A 14,538-nucleotide genomic window follows, 5' to 3' on the forward strand; every position below is an offset into this window, starting at 1 on the left:
CCGATCACGCCTCCAGCTCGTAGTCGGCCACCTTGCGGAGCCGGGGACGCTCGTGGTCGCCATCGACCACCACGCCACTGAGCCACCACATGCGCAGGCCCCGCCCGCGCAGCTCGAGGGTGGCGACGTTGTTGTCGAACCACGGACCACGCCGGTAGCGCCACGTCAACGGTGAGTCGGGCACCTTGGTGGAGAGCGACGCGAGTCGGCCGACAGGTCCCGCGACGCCGTACGACAGCACCGCCGTCGCGAAGCGCATCCTGGGCGACAGCGGGTTGCGGATGGGCGAGCAGACGGCCTGGACCAACCTCGACCTCAGTGGCGGCAACGCCGAGCCCCGGCTCGGCCGGGCCTCGCTGACGTAGCTGTGGTGGACGTCGCCGGACAGGAACGTCACGCTTGAGGGTGCGGGACCGCGAGCGCCGGAGGCCACCTCGGTGACCATCTTGCCGACCGCGTGGAAGGTGTCCTGGAACGCGGCCCAGTGCTCGAGGTCCACGGCCTGACGGAGCTTCTCCCCCGCTGCCGCCGCGTGTCCCCCCCACGCGCCTCCTGCCACGGCCTCGCCGAAGGCCTCCAGGTGGTGGAGCCCCCGTGCCAGCATGAACGGCAGCGACGTGCCGATCAGCAGGTGCTCGAACCCGCCCTCCAGCTGGCTGTTGACCCAGTCGAGCTCGGTCTGGTCGAGCAGTGCACGCCGGTCGGGACCCAGGTCCCGGGCAGCACGCGAGTCGATCACCACGAGGCGCGCCTGGGTGTCGAAGTCACGGCAGTAGCTCCACCGATAGGTCTCCGGGTGCTGGTCGACACGGTCGGCGAACCGGTCGAGGACCTCGCTGAGGTCGAGCTCCTCCGGTCCCTCGTGGGCCACCACCCGCTGCCAGATCTCGTCCTCGGCCCGCTCTGCAGCCGAGAGGTTGCCCAGGTGCTGGTAGACCCAGTAGGACGCCAGGCCGGCGACGATCCGGCCGTGCCACCACGGGGTCTGCTCCATCTGCTGGCGCCACGTCCACGAGGTGTTCCAGTCGTCGCGGACGTCGTGGTCGTCGAAGATCATCGCGGTCGGGACGGTGGAGAGCAGCCAGCGGTTGATGGGGTCGGTCCAGGCCAGGCGGTAGAGGTGGGCGTACTCCTCGTAGTCCTTCAGCTCAGGCCCGGGGGGCTGCTCGATGTCGCGGCGAGAGGCGATGAACTCGCGCATCTCGTCGGTGGTCTCGTCGGCGTAGACCTGGTCGCCCAGGAAGACGACCAGGTCGGGCCACCGGGGCTCTTCGACGTCGTCGTCCCCCACCGAGTCCGGATGTGGAGCCGCCTTCCCGGCCATGCGCAACGCATAGGAGCGCAAGGCGTCGACCCCGTGCGAGGCGTGGCCGTCGGCGTCGTGCGCCACCGACGTGCGGCAGGAGCCGAAGGCCAGCCGCAGGGGCTTGCCCGGACGCAGCGTGGGGATGCGCGACTGCGGCAGCTCGGAGCCGGCGGGCGGCCAGGCCACCACCCCGTCGACGACCACCTCGTAGCGGTGATGCGTGCCGGGAGCGAGGTTGCCGACCTCGATGAGGGCGTAGTGGTGTCCGTGCACGGCGAACGTGCGCGCGCGCTCGGAGATGCCGAACGCCCGGATCTCCACCTCCGCAGCGTCCTTCGTCTCGACCCAGATGGTGGCCGAGGTCGAGTCGACGTGCCGGAGCAGCGGACCCACCAGCAGCGGCCCCTCGTCGCCTGCCAGCGTGGTCATGGTTGCAGCAGCACCTTCACGGCACGGCGCTCGTCCATCGCGCGGTAGCCCTCGGCGGCCTGCTCCATCGGCAGGGTCAGGTCGAAGACCGGGCCCGGGTCGAGGGACCCGGAGAGCACGCGCTCGAGGAGGTCGGGCAGGTACTTCCGCACCGGAGCCACGCCGCCGCGGAGCCCGACGTTCTTTGCGAACATCCGGCCCACCGGCAGCTCCACGCCGTGCGGCACGCCGACGAAGCCGACGGTCGCGCCGGGGCGAGCGACCGAGAACGCCAGACGCATCGAGTCGTCGGTGCCTACGCACTCGAGCACGGCATCGGCCCCCACTCCCCCGGTCAGCTCCTTCACCAGCGCAGCACCCTCCTTGCCGCGCTCGGCGATCACGTCGGTGGCACCGAACTGGCGGGCGATGGCCTGGCGCGACTCGTGGCGCGACATGGCCACCACGCGCTCGGCCCCCAGCTGTACGGCGGCGAGCACGCCGCAGAGCCCGACCGCACCGTCGCCGACCACGACCACGGTGCTCCCCGACCGGACACCTGCGCTGATCGCGGCGTGCCAACCTGTCGGCATCACGTCGGAGAGCGCGAGCAGCGACGGGATCAAGGGCGGGTCGGGGGTCGCCCCGGTGCCGACGAGGGTCCCGTCAGCCTGGACGACCCGGGCAAGCTCGCCCTGCCCGCTGGCGGTGAAGCCGCCGTTGACGCAGGCCGACTGCACACCCGCTCGGCAGTGCACGCACGTGTTGTCGCTGTGGCAGAACGGCACGATCACGAAGTCGCCGGGGGCCACGGACGTCACCTCCGAGCCGACCTCCTCCACGACCCCGACGCACTCGTGGCCGATGGTGTCGCCCGCGGTGACGTCGTTGAAGCCCCGGTAGGGCCACAGGTCGGATCCGCAGATGCAGCCCGCCGAGACGCGCACGACGGCATCGGTCGGCTCCTCGATGCGGGGATCGGCCACTTCCTCGAAGCGGATGTCACCAGGGGCGTGAATGGTCGTGGCTCGCATGGCGCGATCCTGCCACGCGGCCGCCACGCGCGCCCGAGCGGTCGATGTTGTCCTATCTCATATCTGAGATACCGTCGTCGCATGAGTGACTACAAGGGCCGGATCGGCAACCTGATCCGCGACGCGCGCAAGCACCGCGGCCTGACCCAGAGTCAGCTGGCCGAGCTCCTCGGCACCAGCCAGAGTGCGATCAACCGGATCGAGAAGGGGCACCAGAACCTCTCCCTCGAGATGCTCGCCCGGATCGGCTCTGCGCTCGACTCCGAGATCGTGGCGCTGGGCGCCGGACCCACGCACCTGAGGGTCAACGGCCCCACCACGCTCTCGGGCTCCATCGAGGTCAAGACCTCCAAGAACGCCGGTGTCGCCCTGCTGTGCGCCTCGCTGCTCAACCGCGGACGGACCACCCTGCGCAAGGTCGCCCGCATCGAGGAGGTCAACCGCCTGCTTGAGGTCCTGACGTCACTCGGTGTCCAGACCCGCTGGCTCAACGACCAGAACGACCTCGAGATCATCCCGCCGGCCGACCTGGACCTCGCCCACATCAACGAGGAGGCCGCGCGCCGTACCCGCTCGGTGATCATGTTCCTGGGGCCGCTGCTGCACCGCAGCGACAGCTTCGAGCTTCCCTACGCGGGTGGCTGCAACCTGGGCACGCGCACCATCGAGCCACACATGTCCGCGCTGCGTCCGTTCGGGCTCGAGGTGAAGGCCACCGACGGCGCCTACCACGCCAGCGTCAACAGGGCCGTCGAGCCGGGGCGTCCGATCGTGCTCACCGAGCGCGGCGACTCCGTGACCGAGAACGCCCTGATGGCCGCCGCCCTGCACACGGGCACCACCGTCATCCGCAACGCATCGTCGAACTACATGGTCCAGGACCTGTGCTTCTACCTGCAGAAGCTGGGCGTCCGCGTGGACGGCATCGGCACGACGACGCTCTCCGTCACCGGGGTGGCTTCGATCGACGTCGATGTCGACTACGCGCCGTCGGAGGACCCGATCGAGGCGATGTCGCTGCTGGCGGCCGCCATCGTCACCAAGTCCTCCATCACCATCACGCGCGTGCCGATCGAGTTCCTCGAGCTGGAGCTGGCGATCCTCGAGGAGATGGGCTTCCGCTACGAGCGCTCCGAGGAGTACCGAGCACTCAACGGCGAGACCCGGCTGGTGGACCTCACGACCCACCCGTCCGAGCTGCACGCCCCGCTCGACAAGATCCATCCGATGCCGTTCCCCGGGCTCAACATCGACAACCTCCCCTTCTTCGCCGTGATCGCCGCCGTGGCGGAGGGGCAGACGCTGCTGCACGACTGGGTCTACGAGAACCGTGCCATCTACCTCACCGAGCTCAACAAGCTCGGAGCCCAGGTCAAGCTGCTCGACCCGCACCGCGTGATGATCGAGGGGCCGACCCGCTTCTCCGGTGCCGAGGTCGTCTGTCCCCCTGCGCTGCGTCCGGCCGTGGTGATCCTGCTGGCGATGCTGGCGTCGAAGGGCACCTCGGTGCTGCGCTCGACCTACGTCATCCACCGCGGCTACGAGGACCTCGCGGAGCGGCTGAACCAGCTGGGTGCGAGCATCGAGACCTTCCGCGACATCTAGGGAAGACCGCTCTAGCTGAAGAGCGTCTCCACCCAGGCACGGGACTGACGAGCCGGAGCAGGCGGCGCCGTCATGTCAGGGGTTATGCGCGGGATCGGCGTGGTGTGGTGCCCGGCACCCGCGTGCCAGTCGGTCTCGGCCTCGATCAGCACGCCCAGCTCGACCCGATCGAGGAAGACGCCGTGCCCCTCGGGACACTGCATGATGGTCGCCGGGCCGACCATGCGTTCCTGCATCTCGGCGTCGCAACGCGGACAGTTCATGCTCTCCATGCCCCGACGTTACTCCCCCGGATGTGAGGTCCCAGGGCACATACTGCTGCCGTGACCCGACCAGCGTTCCTCGACGCCGCCCCGCCACTCGCCTTCGCCCACCGCGGCGGCGCCTTCCACCCGGAGATCGAGGGGCTCGAGAACACCATGGCGGCGTTCCGTCACGCGGTGGACCTCGGTTACCGCTACCTCGAGACCGATGTCCACGTGACCAGTGACGACGTGCTCCTGGCGTTCCACGACGAGGTGCTCGACCGGGTGACCGATCGCACCGGTCCGCTGTCGGAGACGTCGTACGCCGAGGTGCAGGCAGCGCTGATCGGTGGCCGGGAGCGGGTGCCGTCGTTGGCCGAGCTCTTCGACGCGTTCCCCGACGCACGGTTCAACATCGACGTGAAGTCGGACGGGGCGGTGGACCGGCTCGCGGAGTTCATCGCCGAGCGCGACGCCTGGGACCGCATCCTGGTCGGCTCCTTCTCCCGCAGGCGACTGGAGCGCTTCCGTCGTCTCACGCGCGGGCGCGTCGCCACGTCCGCGCACCCCTTTGAGGTCGCTGCCTACGTGCTGGTGCCGTCCGGCCGGCTGGCAAGGTGGCTGACCCGAGGTCGGCCGGTCGCACTCCAGGTCCCCCACCGGCAGGGACGTCTGCTGGTGGTCTCCCGGGGGCTCGTACGACGAGCGCACGTGGCGGGGCTGCAGGTCCACGTGTGGACGATCGACGACCCCGACGAGATGCAGCTGCTGCTCGACCGGGGCGTTGACGGCCTGATCACCGACCGCACCGACATACTCAAGGCCGTGCTCCGCGACCGCGGGCAGTGGAACGTCCCCCGGGAGGGCGAGGCATGAGCGAGGTCCAGGGCGGGATCGCCAACCTGAAGCCGCTGGCGCAGGCCAGGGAGCAGAAGGCCTGGTACTGGTACGACTGGGCCAACAGTGCCTTCGCGACCACGGTGGCGGGTGTCCTGTTCGGTCCCTACCTCATCGCCATCGCCGAGGAGGCCGCCGTCGACGACCGGGTCTCCGTCCTGGGTCTGTCGCTGGCACCGGGGGCCCTGCCGGCCTACGTCGTGACCTTCTCGACGATCCTCTCCGCCCTCATCCTGCCCCTCCTGGGAGCAGTGGCCGACCGCACCGCCCGCAAGAAGGACCTCCTCGCCGGGTTCGCGTGGGCCGGCGCGTTCTTCGCCGCGCTGCTGTTCTTCCTGACGGGAGACAACTGGCAGTTCGGGGCTCTGATGTTCATCGCCGCCAATCTGTGCTTCGGCGCGTCGGCGGTGGTCAACGACTCCATCCTCCCCCTCATCTCGACCGAGGCCGACCGCGACCGGGTCTCCTCCCGGGGCTGGGCCTACGGCTACGCCGGCGGCGGCCTGCTGCTGGCCGTGAACTTCGTGCTCGTCAGCTTCCACGACAGCTTCGGGATGTCCCAGGGAATGGCGGTGCGGATCTCGCTCCTCTCGGCGGCGCTCTGGTGGGCAGCGTTCGCGTTCATCCCGTGGCGAGGTCTCACCAACCATCCCCCCGCCGACGTCGAGCACGTCGAGGGAGGCGTGCTGCAGCGCAGCTTCGGCCAGCTCTGGATCACCCTCAAGGAGATGCGCCAGTATCCCGTCACCCTGACGTTCCTGCTGGCCTACCTGTTCTTCAACGACGGGATCCAGACAGTCATCAGCCAGGCTTCGGTCTACGGCGTGGAAGAGCTCGGCTTCGAGCAGGGGACCATGCTGGGTGTCTACCTGCTGGTGCAGTTCGTCGCCGTAGGGGGCGCGTTGCTCTTCGGCCGGATCGCCGCGGCCAGGGGAGCCAAGAGGACGATCCTCGGGGGCCTGGTCATCTGGATGCTGATCGTGACCGCGGGGCTCTTCATCCCTGAGAAGTCACTCGTGCCGCTCCTGCTCCTGGGGGCCTCGATCGGCCTCGTCCTCGGGGGCACCCAGGCCCTGGCCCGCTCCTACTACTCGCTGCTGATCCCCCGTGGCAAGGAGGCGGAGTACTTCAGCTTCTACCACTCGATGGAGCGAGGCACCTCCTGGTTCGGGACGCTGGTCTTCGGCGTCGTCTACCAGATGACCGACTCCTACCGCCCGGCGATCTTCGCGCTCATCGTGTTCTTCATCCTCGGCGGACTGCTGCTCATGCGGGTGGACACCGCCCGGGGCATCCGCGACGCCGGGAACGCGACCCCGCGCGTCATCTGATCGCCCGGGTTCGAAGCAGTTCTTGACCGCCGCCGTCAGGGTGGCGGCACCTGTCATCCTCGCGCCCGATCTCGATGTCGTGCGCCGCCAGGGTCGGCAGTGGCGATGTCGTACGCCGCCAGGGTCGGCAGCGGCGAGGCAGGTACGACACCGGACGGCGACCGAGGCGTGTGACGCGAACGGCTCCCGATGCGGGAATCTTGGACACCCCCTCTACCGTTGAAAACTCACGTAACCCGGCAAAGCTGCGTCATGAAACCCCGTGTACGACGTTTCATTTCGGGTACGTCGCAAAGAGCAAACTCAACTTGGAGGTGGGCACTGTGGCGGAGCGCACACTGCGTGGCGCGAGGCTGGGCGGCCAGAGTTTCGAGGACGAGCGCGGCATCGAGTTCGCGGCTCGTCAGCAGGCCGGATATCGGTGCAAGCACGGTCACGAGTTCGAGATCACGATGTCGGTCGAGGCAGAGGTGCCCGCGGCGTGGGAGTGTCCACGTTGCGGTGCCGAGAGCCTCAGCACCGACGGGATCGTTGCCGAGGAGAAGGCTGAGAAGCCTGCTCGCACGCACTGGGACATGCTGCTGGAGCGTCGCTCGGAGAAGGAGCTCGAGGACATCCTCAAGGAGCGCCTGGAGCTGTTGCGTGGCGGGGCGATCGGCCCCGCTCACCTGCACCGGGCAAACGCCAAGAAGCGCAAGGTGTCCTGACTCACGTCAGTCCACCACGTCGCCCCGGATCACCGGCCCCGAGCCGGACGGTCCGGGGCGATCGTCATTTCGCGGTCCGAGGAGTCGACGCTCCACCAGCCGCGCCAGGAACCGGCGGGCGATCGGACGCGTGAAGGGCAGGATCACCAGCACGCCGAAGGCGTCGGTGACGAAGCCGGGTGAAACCATGAGCGTGCCGCCCACGAGGATCAATGCGCCGTCCGCCAGCTCGCGCGCAGGCATGCGTCCGCTCTCGAGCGCTCGGCGGAGAGCCTGCCAGGCTCGACCGCCCTCCCGCTTGATCAGCCAGCTCCCCAGGATGCTGTCGAGGACCAGCAGACCGACGGTCCACCAGGCCCCGATCACCTGCCCGACCTGGATGATCGTCCAGATCTCGATGAGGGGCATCGCCACGAAGACGACGACCAGGACCCACCAGAAGCCGGCGCGACGCGACTTCACACCGAGGACCGCCGCCCGAACGCATCGCGCATCTGGGCCCGGCGCTGTTGCAGCCCCCAGACCGTGATCAGGCGCAGCGACTCCTTGGCCACGTCGGGGCTCATCTTCGAGTCGCCCCGCACGCGCTCGATGAACTCGATCGGGACCTCCGCGACCCGCAAGCCGTGGGACACCGCGCGGTAGGCGAGGTCGGTCTGGAAGACGTATCCCGTCGACCGGACCTGGTCGAGGTCGATGGTCTCCAGCGCCGTGCGACGGAACACCCGGAAACCGGCCGTGGCGTCCCTGACGTGGATGCCCAGCAGCAGCCGCACGTAGAGGTTGCCGCCTCGCGAGAGCACCAGCCTGCGCCGGGGCCAGTTGACGACCGAGCCTCCGGGCACGTAGCGCGAGCCGATCACGAGGTCGGCCGACCCGAGCGCGTCGAGGAGCCGCCCGAGCTGCTCGGGTTGGTGGGAGCCGTCGGCGTCCATCTCGCCGATCACGTCGTAGCCGGCGTCGAGCGCGAGCCGGAAGCCAGCGAGGTAGGCCGCGCCCAACCCCGCCTTCTCGGTCCGGTGGAGCACCTTGACGCCGGGGTCCTCCGCGGCGAGGCGGTCGGCGATCTCGCCGGTGCCGTCGGGGCTGCCGTCGTCGACGACGAGCACGTCGACCTGCGGTTGTGCACTGCGAAGCCGACCCACGATCCACTCGAGGTTGTCGGCCTCGTTGTAGGTCGGGATCACCATCACGGTGCGCCAGGACGGGTCGATACTCACGCAGGCACCTTCTTGTTCCTTCGGGGTCACTGGACTGCCGCGGTCCGCTCGACACGCGCCGAACCGGGCGGAGACAGCGTGCCATGCCGACGCTCTCGTCGGCTGGCGGCCACGCACGACACGGCGTGGGCGAGGACCAGCAGCACGATGAGTCGCCCGGTCCAGACGCCCGCCCGCGAGGCGGGAGTCACCTGGGAGCTGAGGCCAACTGTCTCGACGAGCACCTCCTGGGTGCGGGGCGCGGCGCTGGCAACGACCTCGCCGTCGGGGGCGATGATCCCGGACACGCCGTTGATCGCCGCCACCACGACCCACCGGCCACCCTCGATCGCACGCAGTCGGCTGATCTCGAACTGCTGGTCGATCTGGCCGGTGTTGATGAACATCGCGTTGCTCGTCTGCACCGTGATGAGCTCTCCGCCTCGCTGCAGCTGGTCGGCGATGCCGTCGTCGTAGGCGACGTCGAAGCAGATCGCGTCCGCCACGCGGGTCCCCGCAGCGCGCAGCGGCTCCAGGCGCGTGCCACGGACCATGTCGCGAGGGATCATGCGCAGCTTGCCGTAGTCGGAGGGGAACAACGAACCACGGAAGGGGATGTACTCGCCGTAGGGCACCGGATGACGCTTGGTGTAGCGGTCGCCTCCCCCGGCCCCGGGCCGCCACACGATCCCCTGGTTGAGGACCTGGGTCTCCCGCGGTGCGTCCACCATGGCACCCACGAGGATCGGGACACCCACCGCGTCGACCGCCCGCTGGACCGCGGCGTTGATCTCGCTGTCCCTGAAGGGGTCGACAGCCGTGGAGTTCTCGGGCCACACGACGAGGTCCGGGGCCGGTCGCTCGCCAGCTCGCACCGCACGGGCGAGCTCCTCGGTGGCGGCGACGTGGTTGGCGGTGACGCCGCGGTGGACGGCCGCCACGTCCGTGCCGCTGCCGGGGACGTCCCCCTGGACGGCCGCGACCGTCAGCTCACCGTCGGTGTCAGTGGAGTAGCGCCACACCCAGGGTCCGGCGATCACGACGGCCAGGGCCGCCAGCCCGGCGACGGCCGCGACAGGCCGCCGGCGTCCGGCGACGACGAGCCACGCCAGCGTCGTACCGCTGAGGGCGACCAGCAGGCTGACGCCGGTCATCCCCACCCACGGCAACGCCGGAGCCCAGACCGTGTCGGCGGTGGCGTAGGCGAGACGCCCGAAGGGCATGCCTGAGAAGGGCCAGTCACCGCGCCACGTCTCGATCGCCACCCACCACAACGCTGTCCACAGGGGCCACCAGCGGTGTCGCACCGCGAGGGCGAGCCCAAGCCCGAGAGGGACGAAGAAGGCTGCCTCGACGCTGCACATCGCGATCCACGCATCGGTCCCGACGGCTCGCATCCAGACCATCACCGCGAAGCAGAAAGCCACCCCGAAGAGCAGCGAGACGACCCAGGCGCGTCGCAGGGGGAGGTCCCGCACCGCCAGCACGAGGACGGCCACGGCCGGCGGCATCAGCCAGGCCAGGCCCACGGGCTCGAACGCTGCTGCGAGTGCCAGGCCCCCACCGACGGCAGTGAAGCAGCGGAGCAGCACGGGGAGACGGTAGCCGACGACCTGGAATGCCCGGGAACCCCAGCAGCGGTGCGGAGGGAGCGGCGGCGCTTCGGACCAACGCAGGACCGGCTGGCGGCCGGCCGTGCGAAGTTGTCTACGGCGTCGCGGCTCCCCCCGCATCCTGCCCCCGTGAGGCGCGACCGACAGGAACGACGAGACGGAAGGGCGCTGGCTTCACGCTCTCCATCCCCGACCTCCCCACCGACGGTCTCGCCACCCACGGGCTGCACGGGCGGACAGGGCACCATCCGTCCATCGGCAGCACCCTGTCAACTCGGCCCTGACCTGCGAAGACGCGCGTTCTCGCAGGTCAGAGGCCTATGGGTCGCCCGAAGAAGAGCGAAAAACCTTTGACGAGACCGGCGTGTCGCAGCTCGACACGCCGGAGACGGCGCGGCCGGCTCAGCTGCGTGGAGGTACGACGACAGTCCCCGTCGCTGTCGTGGCGAGGACGGGCTCCACGAGCACCGCCGCCGCGCCCGGCGACTCGGGCGTGGCCTCGCCACGCGCGACCACGTGGACGGCGAACTCCATGACACGACTGCGGGTGCCTGCCTTGACGACCTCGCAGGTGATCTCCAGGACGTCCCCGGCGCGCACGGGGGCCCGGAACTGCACGTCCGAGTAGGAGGCGAACAACCCTTCGTCGCCATCGGTGCGGATGCACATCTCGGTGGCGACGTCTCCGAAGAGCCCCAGGCTGTAGGCACCGTCCACGAGGTTGCCGGCGTAGTGGGCGTGCGAGTAGGGCACGTAGCGCCGGTGGACGACACGGGTCCCGACGATCTCGGTCATGACGCCTCCTGGCGCGGGGTGGTGATGCGGTGGACGAGGAAGGACGCGACCTCGCCGGGTGTCGTACCCCGGCTGAAGACGCGGTCGACACCGAGCTCGGAGGCCATGCTCTCGTCGAAACGGGGACCACCGACGACGAGCAGCGGTCTCGCGTCCGCGGGGTAGGCCTCCCGGAAGGCAGCCGACATCTCTCGTGTGTTGAGGAGGTGGGCGTCGCGCTGGGTGACGACCTGGGACACGAGCACGGCGTCGGCCTTCTCGGCGCGCGCAGCCTCCACTAGCTGGGGCACCGAGACCTGTGCGCCGAGGTTCACGACCTTGAGCTCGCGGTAGTACTCCAGCCCCTTCTCCCCCGCGAATCCCTTGATGTTGAGGATCGCGTCGATCCCCACGGTGTGCGCGTCGGTGCCGATGCACCCGCCGACCACCACCAGTCGCCGGCGCAGCGAGGCCTTGATCGAGGCGTTCGCCTCCTTGGGTGTCAGCAGCGGGTAGTCGCGCTCGACGACCTCGACAAGGCTGGTGTCGACCAGGTGGTTGACCCGGCCGTAGACCACGAAGAAGGTGAACCCCTCCCCCATGGGCTTGGAGTGGACGACCAGGGCCGGGTCCATCCCCATCTTGTTGGCCAGCTGGACCGCGGCGCCGTCGGCGACCTTCGAGTGCTCCATCGGGAGGGTGAAGGAGAGCTGCACCATGCCGTCTCCGGTGGTGTCGCCGTAGGGGCGGATGATGGTCATCGCTCCTCCTCCAGGATCTCCGTGGCCGGGTTGTAGTAGCCGGCCGCCTTCCTCGCCACGCCGTCCAGGCCCTTGCCCTTGTCGGCGGGGCGCTTCATGAGCCCGAACGTGCCGTCGGCGATCGCCCTGAGAAGCGGCGGGTTCGCCCGGTCGCCCGGCTCGTCCTTGATCTCGCCGAGGAGGTCGATGGCCTCCCCGAGCACCTGCCTGGCCCGACCGGCGATGAAGCCGTCCGGCGACGGCCGGAAGTCCTCGTGCAGGTTGCCGGCGGCGTTCATGACGTAGCGGACGTTCTGCAGGGCCAGGTCACGGTCGGAGATCCAGGGGGTCACCACCGCCTCGGTCATCATCCCGACCAGGAGGATGCCCTGCCCGGTCAGGGCCCCCACCAGGTTGAAGAAACCGTCGAGCAGGTAGCCGCGGAAGATGTCGCCGGTCATGTGCCGCGTCGGCGGCATCCACTTCAGGGGGGCGTCCGGGAAGAGCTCGCGTGCGAGCATCGCGTGAGCCAGCTCGAGGCGGAACGAGTCCGGGACCTCGGGGTCGATCTCGAACGCATGGCCCAGCCCCAGCTGCCAGTCCTCGAGGCCGGCTTCCTTGGCGAAGTACTCGTTGAGGAGCTGGCTGGTCGTCACCGTGTGGGCCGCCTCGACCGCGTCGGCGGTCGTCAGGTAGTTGTCCTCGCCGGTGTTGATGATGATCCCGGCCCGTGCATGGACCTGTCGGCTGAAGCGCTGGTCGACGAAGGTACGGATCGGGTTGATGTCGCGGAACAAGATGCCGTACATCGAGTCGTTGAGCATCATGTCGAGGCGCTCGAGCCCCGCCAGCGTCGCGATCTCGGGCATGCACAGCCCGGACGCGTAGTTGGTGAGCCGGACGTAGCGACCCAGCTCGCGCGACGTCTCGTCGAGTGCTGCCCGCATCAGGCGGAAGTTCTCCTGCGTGGCATAGGTCCCCGCGAAGCCCTCGCGGGTCGCGCCCTCCGGCACGAAGTCGAGCAGCGACTGACCTGTGGAGCGGATGACGGCGATGACGTCGGCACCCTCGCGCGCTGCCGCCTGGGCCTGGGGGATGTCCTCGTGGATGTCGCCGGTGGCCACGATGAGGTAGATCCACGGCTTTCGCGGGGCGTCTCCGACCTTGCGGATCATCCGTTCACGAGCGACGCGCTGCCGGTCGATCGACCTGATCCCGGCCCCCACTGCCTTGCGGGAGGCGCTGCGCGCGCGGGTGAGGTCCCTGCCCTCCGGCAGCCGGAAGGTCACCGAGCCCGCGGCCGCCTTCTGGGCCAGCACCAGCAGGTCGTCGGCCTCCCCGCGGAGGAGGGCGTCCCACACGGGCAGTGCGACGCCGTGCTCGAGCCCCACGTCGGCGCGCACCACGTCGGCCAGCCTGTTGACCCACGGGGTTCCGTCGGGGTCGGCTCCCCCGAGCCCGGCGAGCCTGAGAGCCGCCCGCTCCACGGACACGGTGGTGTGCCGCTTGGCCAGGTCGACGATCGGCTTGCCGACCTGTCGCGCCAGCGTGCGTGCCTGTCGTACGTCGGCCGGGTCGAGGCCCAGCGCACTGGGAGGACGAGTCGCCATCACAGCCGCCTCTCGAAGAGCGACCGGACGCCGGGCTCGGCGCGCAGGAGGTCGAGCGCTGCCTGGGCGTGGCCCGGCACGTAGCCGTTCCCGACCAGCATCGTGACGTCGGCGGCGAGCCCCTCTGCCCCCAACGCCGCTGCCGAGAACGACGTCGCCATCGAGAAGAAGATCACCGTGCCGCCGTCGGCGGTCGCCAGGATGGCACCGCCCTCGCACCCCGGCACGTCCACGCAGACCACCGTGATGTCCGCCGGGCCACCGGCTGTGGTGACCGCGTCGCGGAGCGCGACCGGGTCGGTGGCGTCGGCGATCACCACCTCGTCGGCGATGTCTGCCCCGCGAAGCAGGGCTGCCTCCGCGTCGTGCGGCACCACACCGATCGTGCGGCGGGCACCGGCCCGCCTCGCGGCGGCCAGGCACAGGGAGCCGGACTTGCCGGCCGCCCCGATGACCGCGACGACCGGGGCGTCGTACGCCGCCACGTGTCGAGCGGTCAGTGCGGGGGCTCCGCAGACGTCCATCACGCTGAGCGAGAGTGCGGGGTCCAGGTCGTCGGGGACCACCGCGGCGATCGACCGCCCGAAGAGCACCGCGTAGCCCTCGCACGGCACCTGCTCGCCGCGTCCGTCCCAGCCGGCGAGGTCGTCGGTGATGACGAGCGGCGTCAGGGTGAGGCTGACCAGGGTCGCGATCCGGTCACCGACCGCGAGGCCCAGCGGCGACTCGGGCCCGACCTCCTCGACGACGCCCACCAGCATGCCGCCCGAACCGGTCTCGGGGTTCTGCATCTTGCCGCGGGCGGAGACGATGTCGAGCACCTCGGACCGCACGGCGGCCCCATCGCCGTGGTGCTTGCGCTCCAGCTGGCGGAACGACGCCGCGTCGAGGTTGAGGCGCTCGACGCGCACGCGCACCTCGTCGGGCCACAGCTCGTGCCGGGTGTCGAGGCGCTCGGCGGTCTGGGGCAGCACCCCGTGCGGAGCCAGCACCCGGTGCAACCCGGTCGGGTCTCCTGCTTGCAGAGTCGTTGACACGTCCACTGGTCGAGCCTTCCTGCCCATTGCAT

General features: G+C 69.8%; 14 protein-coding genes. 4 read left to right on the forward strand and 10 right to left on the reverse strand.

Going from position 1 to position 14,538, the window contains the following annotated elements:
- Positions 1-4: 4 nt before the first annotated feature.
- Both EXE58_RS17540 and EXE58_RS17545 read right to left on the reverse strand, forming a co-directional pair.
- Positions 5-1,735: an alkaline phosphatase D family protein gene (locus tag EXE58_RS17540; protein ID WP_135269044.1), complete on the reverse strand. Its 1,731-nt coding sequence runs from the start codon at positions 1,733-1,735 to the stop codon at positions 5-7.
- Positions 1,732-2,748, reverse strand: coding sequence for a zinc-dependent alcohol dehydrogenase family protein (locus EXE58_RS17545; RefSeq protein ID WP_135269045.1), 1,017 nt, complete (start codon positions 2,746-2,748; stop codon positions 1,732-1,734). Before EXE58_RS17545 ends, EXE58_RS17540 begins: the two co-directional genes overlap by 4 nt.
- 81 nt (positions 2,749-2,829) lie before the next feature.
- Here EXE58_RS17545 and EXE58_RS17550 point away from each other — a divergent pair, with 81 nt between their 5' ends.
- Entirely contained in the window at positions 2,830-4,353 is a 1,524-nt protein-coding gene (locus EXE58_RS17550; RefSeq protein WP_135269046.1) for a helix-turn-helix domain-containing protein, read from the forward strand.
- 11 nt (positions 4,354-4,364) lie between these two features.
- Here the strand turns inward: EXE58_RS17550 and EXE58_RS17555 are convergent, their stop codons facing one another.
- A complete protein-coding gene (locus EXE58_RS17555) occupies positions 4,365-4,625 on the reverse strand; it encodes a TFIIB-type zinc ribbon-containing protein (protein ID WP_135269047.1) in 261 nt (86 codons plus the stop codon).
- Positions 4,626-4,676: 51 nt separating this feature from the next.
- Here EXE58_RS17555 and EXE58_RS17560 point away from each other — a divergent pair, with 51 nt between their 5' ends.
- From EXE58_RS17560 to EXE58_RS17570, 3 genes are all read left to right on the forward strand, one after another.
- Complete coding sequence (locus EXE58_RS17560; RefSeq protein ID WP_135269048.1) at positions 4,677-5,474, forward strand: glycerophosphodiester phosphodiesterase family protein; 798 nt, start codon at positions 4,677-4,679, stop codon at positions 5,472-5,474.
- Complete coding sequence (locus tag EXE58_RS17565; RefSeq protein ID WP_135269049.1) at positions 5,471-6,826, forward strand: MFS transporter; 1,356 nt, start codon at positions 5,471-5,473, stop codon at positions 6,824-6,826. Before EXE58_RS17560 ends, EXE58_RS17565 begins: the two co-directional genes overlap by 4 nt.
- Before the next feature lie 323 nt (positions 6,827-7,149).
- Complete coding sequence (locus EXE58_RS17570) at positions 7,150-7,533, forward strand: RNA polymerase-binding protein RbpA (RefSeq protein ID WP_135269050.1); 384 nt, start codon at positions 7,150-7,152, stop codon at positions 7,531-7,533.
- Positions 7,534-7,539: 6 nt separating this feature from the next.
- On the opposite strand, the gene EXE58_RS17575 is transcribed toward EXE58_RS17570, so the two are convergent.
- The 7 genes from EXE58_RS17575 to kdd form a co-directional block, all read right to left on the reverse strand.
- A complete protein-coding gene (locus tag EXE58_RS17575; RefSeq protein WP_244242296.1) occupies positions 7,540-7,995 on the reverse strand; it encodes an FxsA family protein in 456 nt (151 codons plus the stop codon).
- Positions 7,992-8,723, reverse strand: a complete 732-nt coding sequence (locus EXE58_RS17580; RefSeq protein WP_135269680.1) for a polyprenol monophosphomannose synthase — start codon at positions 8,721-8,723, stop codon at positions 7,992-7,994. The genes EXE58_RS17575 and EXE58_RS17580 overlap by 4 nt, the downstream gene beginning before the upstream one ends.
- A gap of 56 nt (positions 8,724-8,779) precedes the next feature.
- Positions 8,780-10,324 (reverse strand): apolipoprotein N-acyltransferase, encoded by a 1,545-nt coding sequence (lnt, locus tag EXE58_RS17585; protein WP_244242297.1) that lies wholly within the window; start codon positions 10,322-10,324, stop codon positions 8,780-8,782.
- A gap of 423 nt (positions 10,325-10,747) precedes the next feature.
- Positions 10,748-11,140, reverse strand: a complete 393-nt coding sequence (gene kal, locus EXE58_RS17590) for a 3-aminobutyryl-CoA ammonia lyase (protein ID WP_135269052.1) — start codon at positions 11,138-11,140, stop codon at positions 10,748-10,750.
- Entirely contained in the window at positions 11,137-11,880 is a 744-nt protein-coding gene (gene kamE / locus EXE58_RS17595; protein ID WP_135269053.1) for a lysine 5,6-aminomutase subunit beta, read from the reverse strand. Before kamE ends, kal begins: the two co-directional genes overlap by 4 nt.
- Positions 11,877-13,469 carry a lysine 5,6-aminomutase subunit alpha gene (gene kamD / locus EXE58_RS17600; RefSeq protein ID WP_135269054.1) on the reverse strand — a complete coding sequence of 531 codons (1,593 nt, stop codon included), beginning with the start codon at positions 13,467-13,469 and terminating at the stop codon, positions 11,877-11,879. The genes kamE and kamD overlap by 4 nt, the downstream gene beginning before the upstream one ends.
- The gene (kdd, locus tag EXE58_RS17605) at positions 13,469-14,512 is read right to left on the reverse strand and encodes an L-erythro-3,5-diaminohexanoate dehydrogenase (protein WP_244242298.1); all 1,044 of its coding nucleotides are present in this window, start codon (positions 14,510-14,512) and stop codon (positions 13,469-13,471) included. Before kdd ends, kamD begins: the two co-directional genes overlap by 1 nt.
- Positions 14,513-14,538 lie beyond the last annotated feature (26 nt).

This window comes from Nocardioides seonyuensis (genome assembly GCF_004683965.1).
GTDB classification, from domain to species: domain Bacteria; phylum Actinomycetota; class Actinomycetes; order Propionibacteriales; family Nocardioidaceae; genus Nocardioides; species Nocardioides seonyuensis.

Excerpts from the sequence above, each read along its gene's own strand:
- EXE58_RS17550 (WP_135269046.1), top strand. The coding sequence starts at position 2,830 with ATGAGTGACTACAAGGGCCGGATCGGCAACCTGATCCGCGACGCGCGC.
- EXE58_RS17555 (WP_135269047.1), bottom strand. The coding sequence starts at position 4,625 with ATGGAGAGCATGAACTGTCCGCGTTGCGACGCCGAGATGCAGGAACGC.
- EXE58_RS17540 (WP_135269044.1), bottom strand. The coding sequence starts at position 1,735 with ATGACCACGCTGGCAGGCGACGAGGGGCCGCTGCTGGTGGGTCCGCTG.
- EXE58_RS17545 (WP_135269045.1), bottom strand. The coding sequence starts at position 2,748 with ATGCGAGCCACGACCATTCACGCCCCTGGTGACATCCGCTTCGAGGAA.
- kamE (WP_135269053.1), bottom strand. The coding sequence starts at position 11,880 with ATGACCATCATCCGCCCCTACGGCGACACCACCGGAGACGGCATGGTG.
- kal (WP_135269052.1), bottom strand. The coding sequence starts at position 11,140 with ATGACCGAGATCGTCGGGACCCGTGTCGTCCACCGGCGCTACGTGCCC.
- kamD (WP_135269054.1), bottom strand. The coding sequence starts at position 13,469 with ATGGCGACTCGTCCTCCCAGTGCGCTGGGCCTCGACCCGGCCGACGTA.
- EXE58_RS17565 (WP_135269049.1), top strand. The coding sequence starts at position 5,471 with ATGAGCGAGGTCCAGGGCGGGATCGCCAACCTGAAGCCGCTGGCGCAG.
- EXE58_RS17580 (WP_135269680.1), bottom strand. The coding sequence starts at position 8,723 with ATGGTGATCCCGACCTACAACGAGGCCGACAACCTCGAGTGGATCGTG.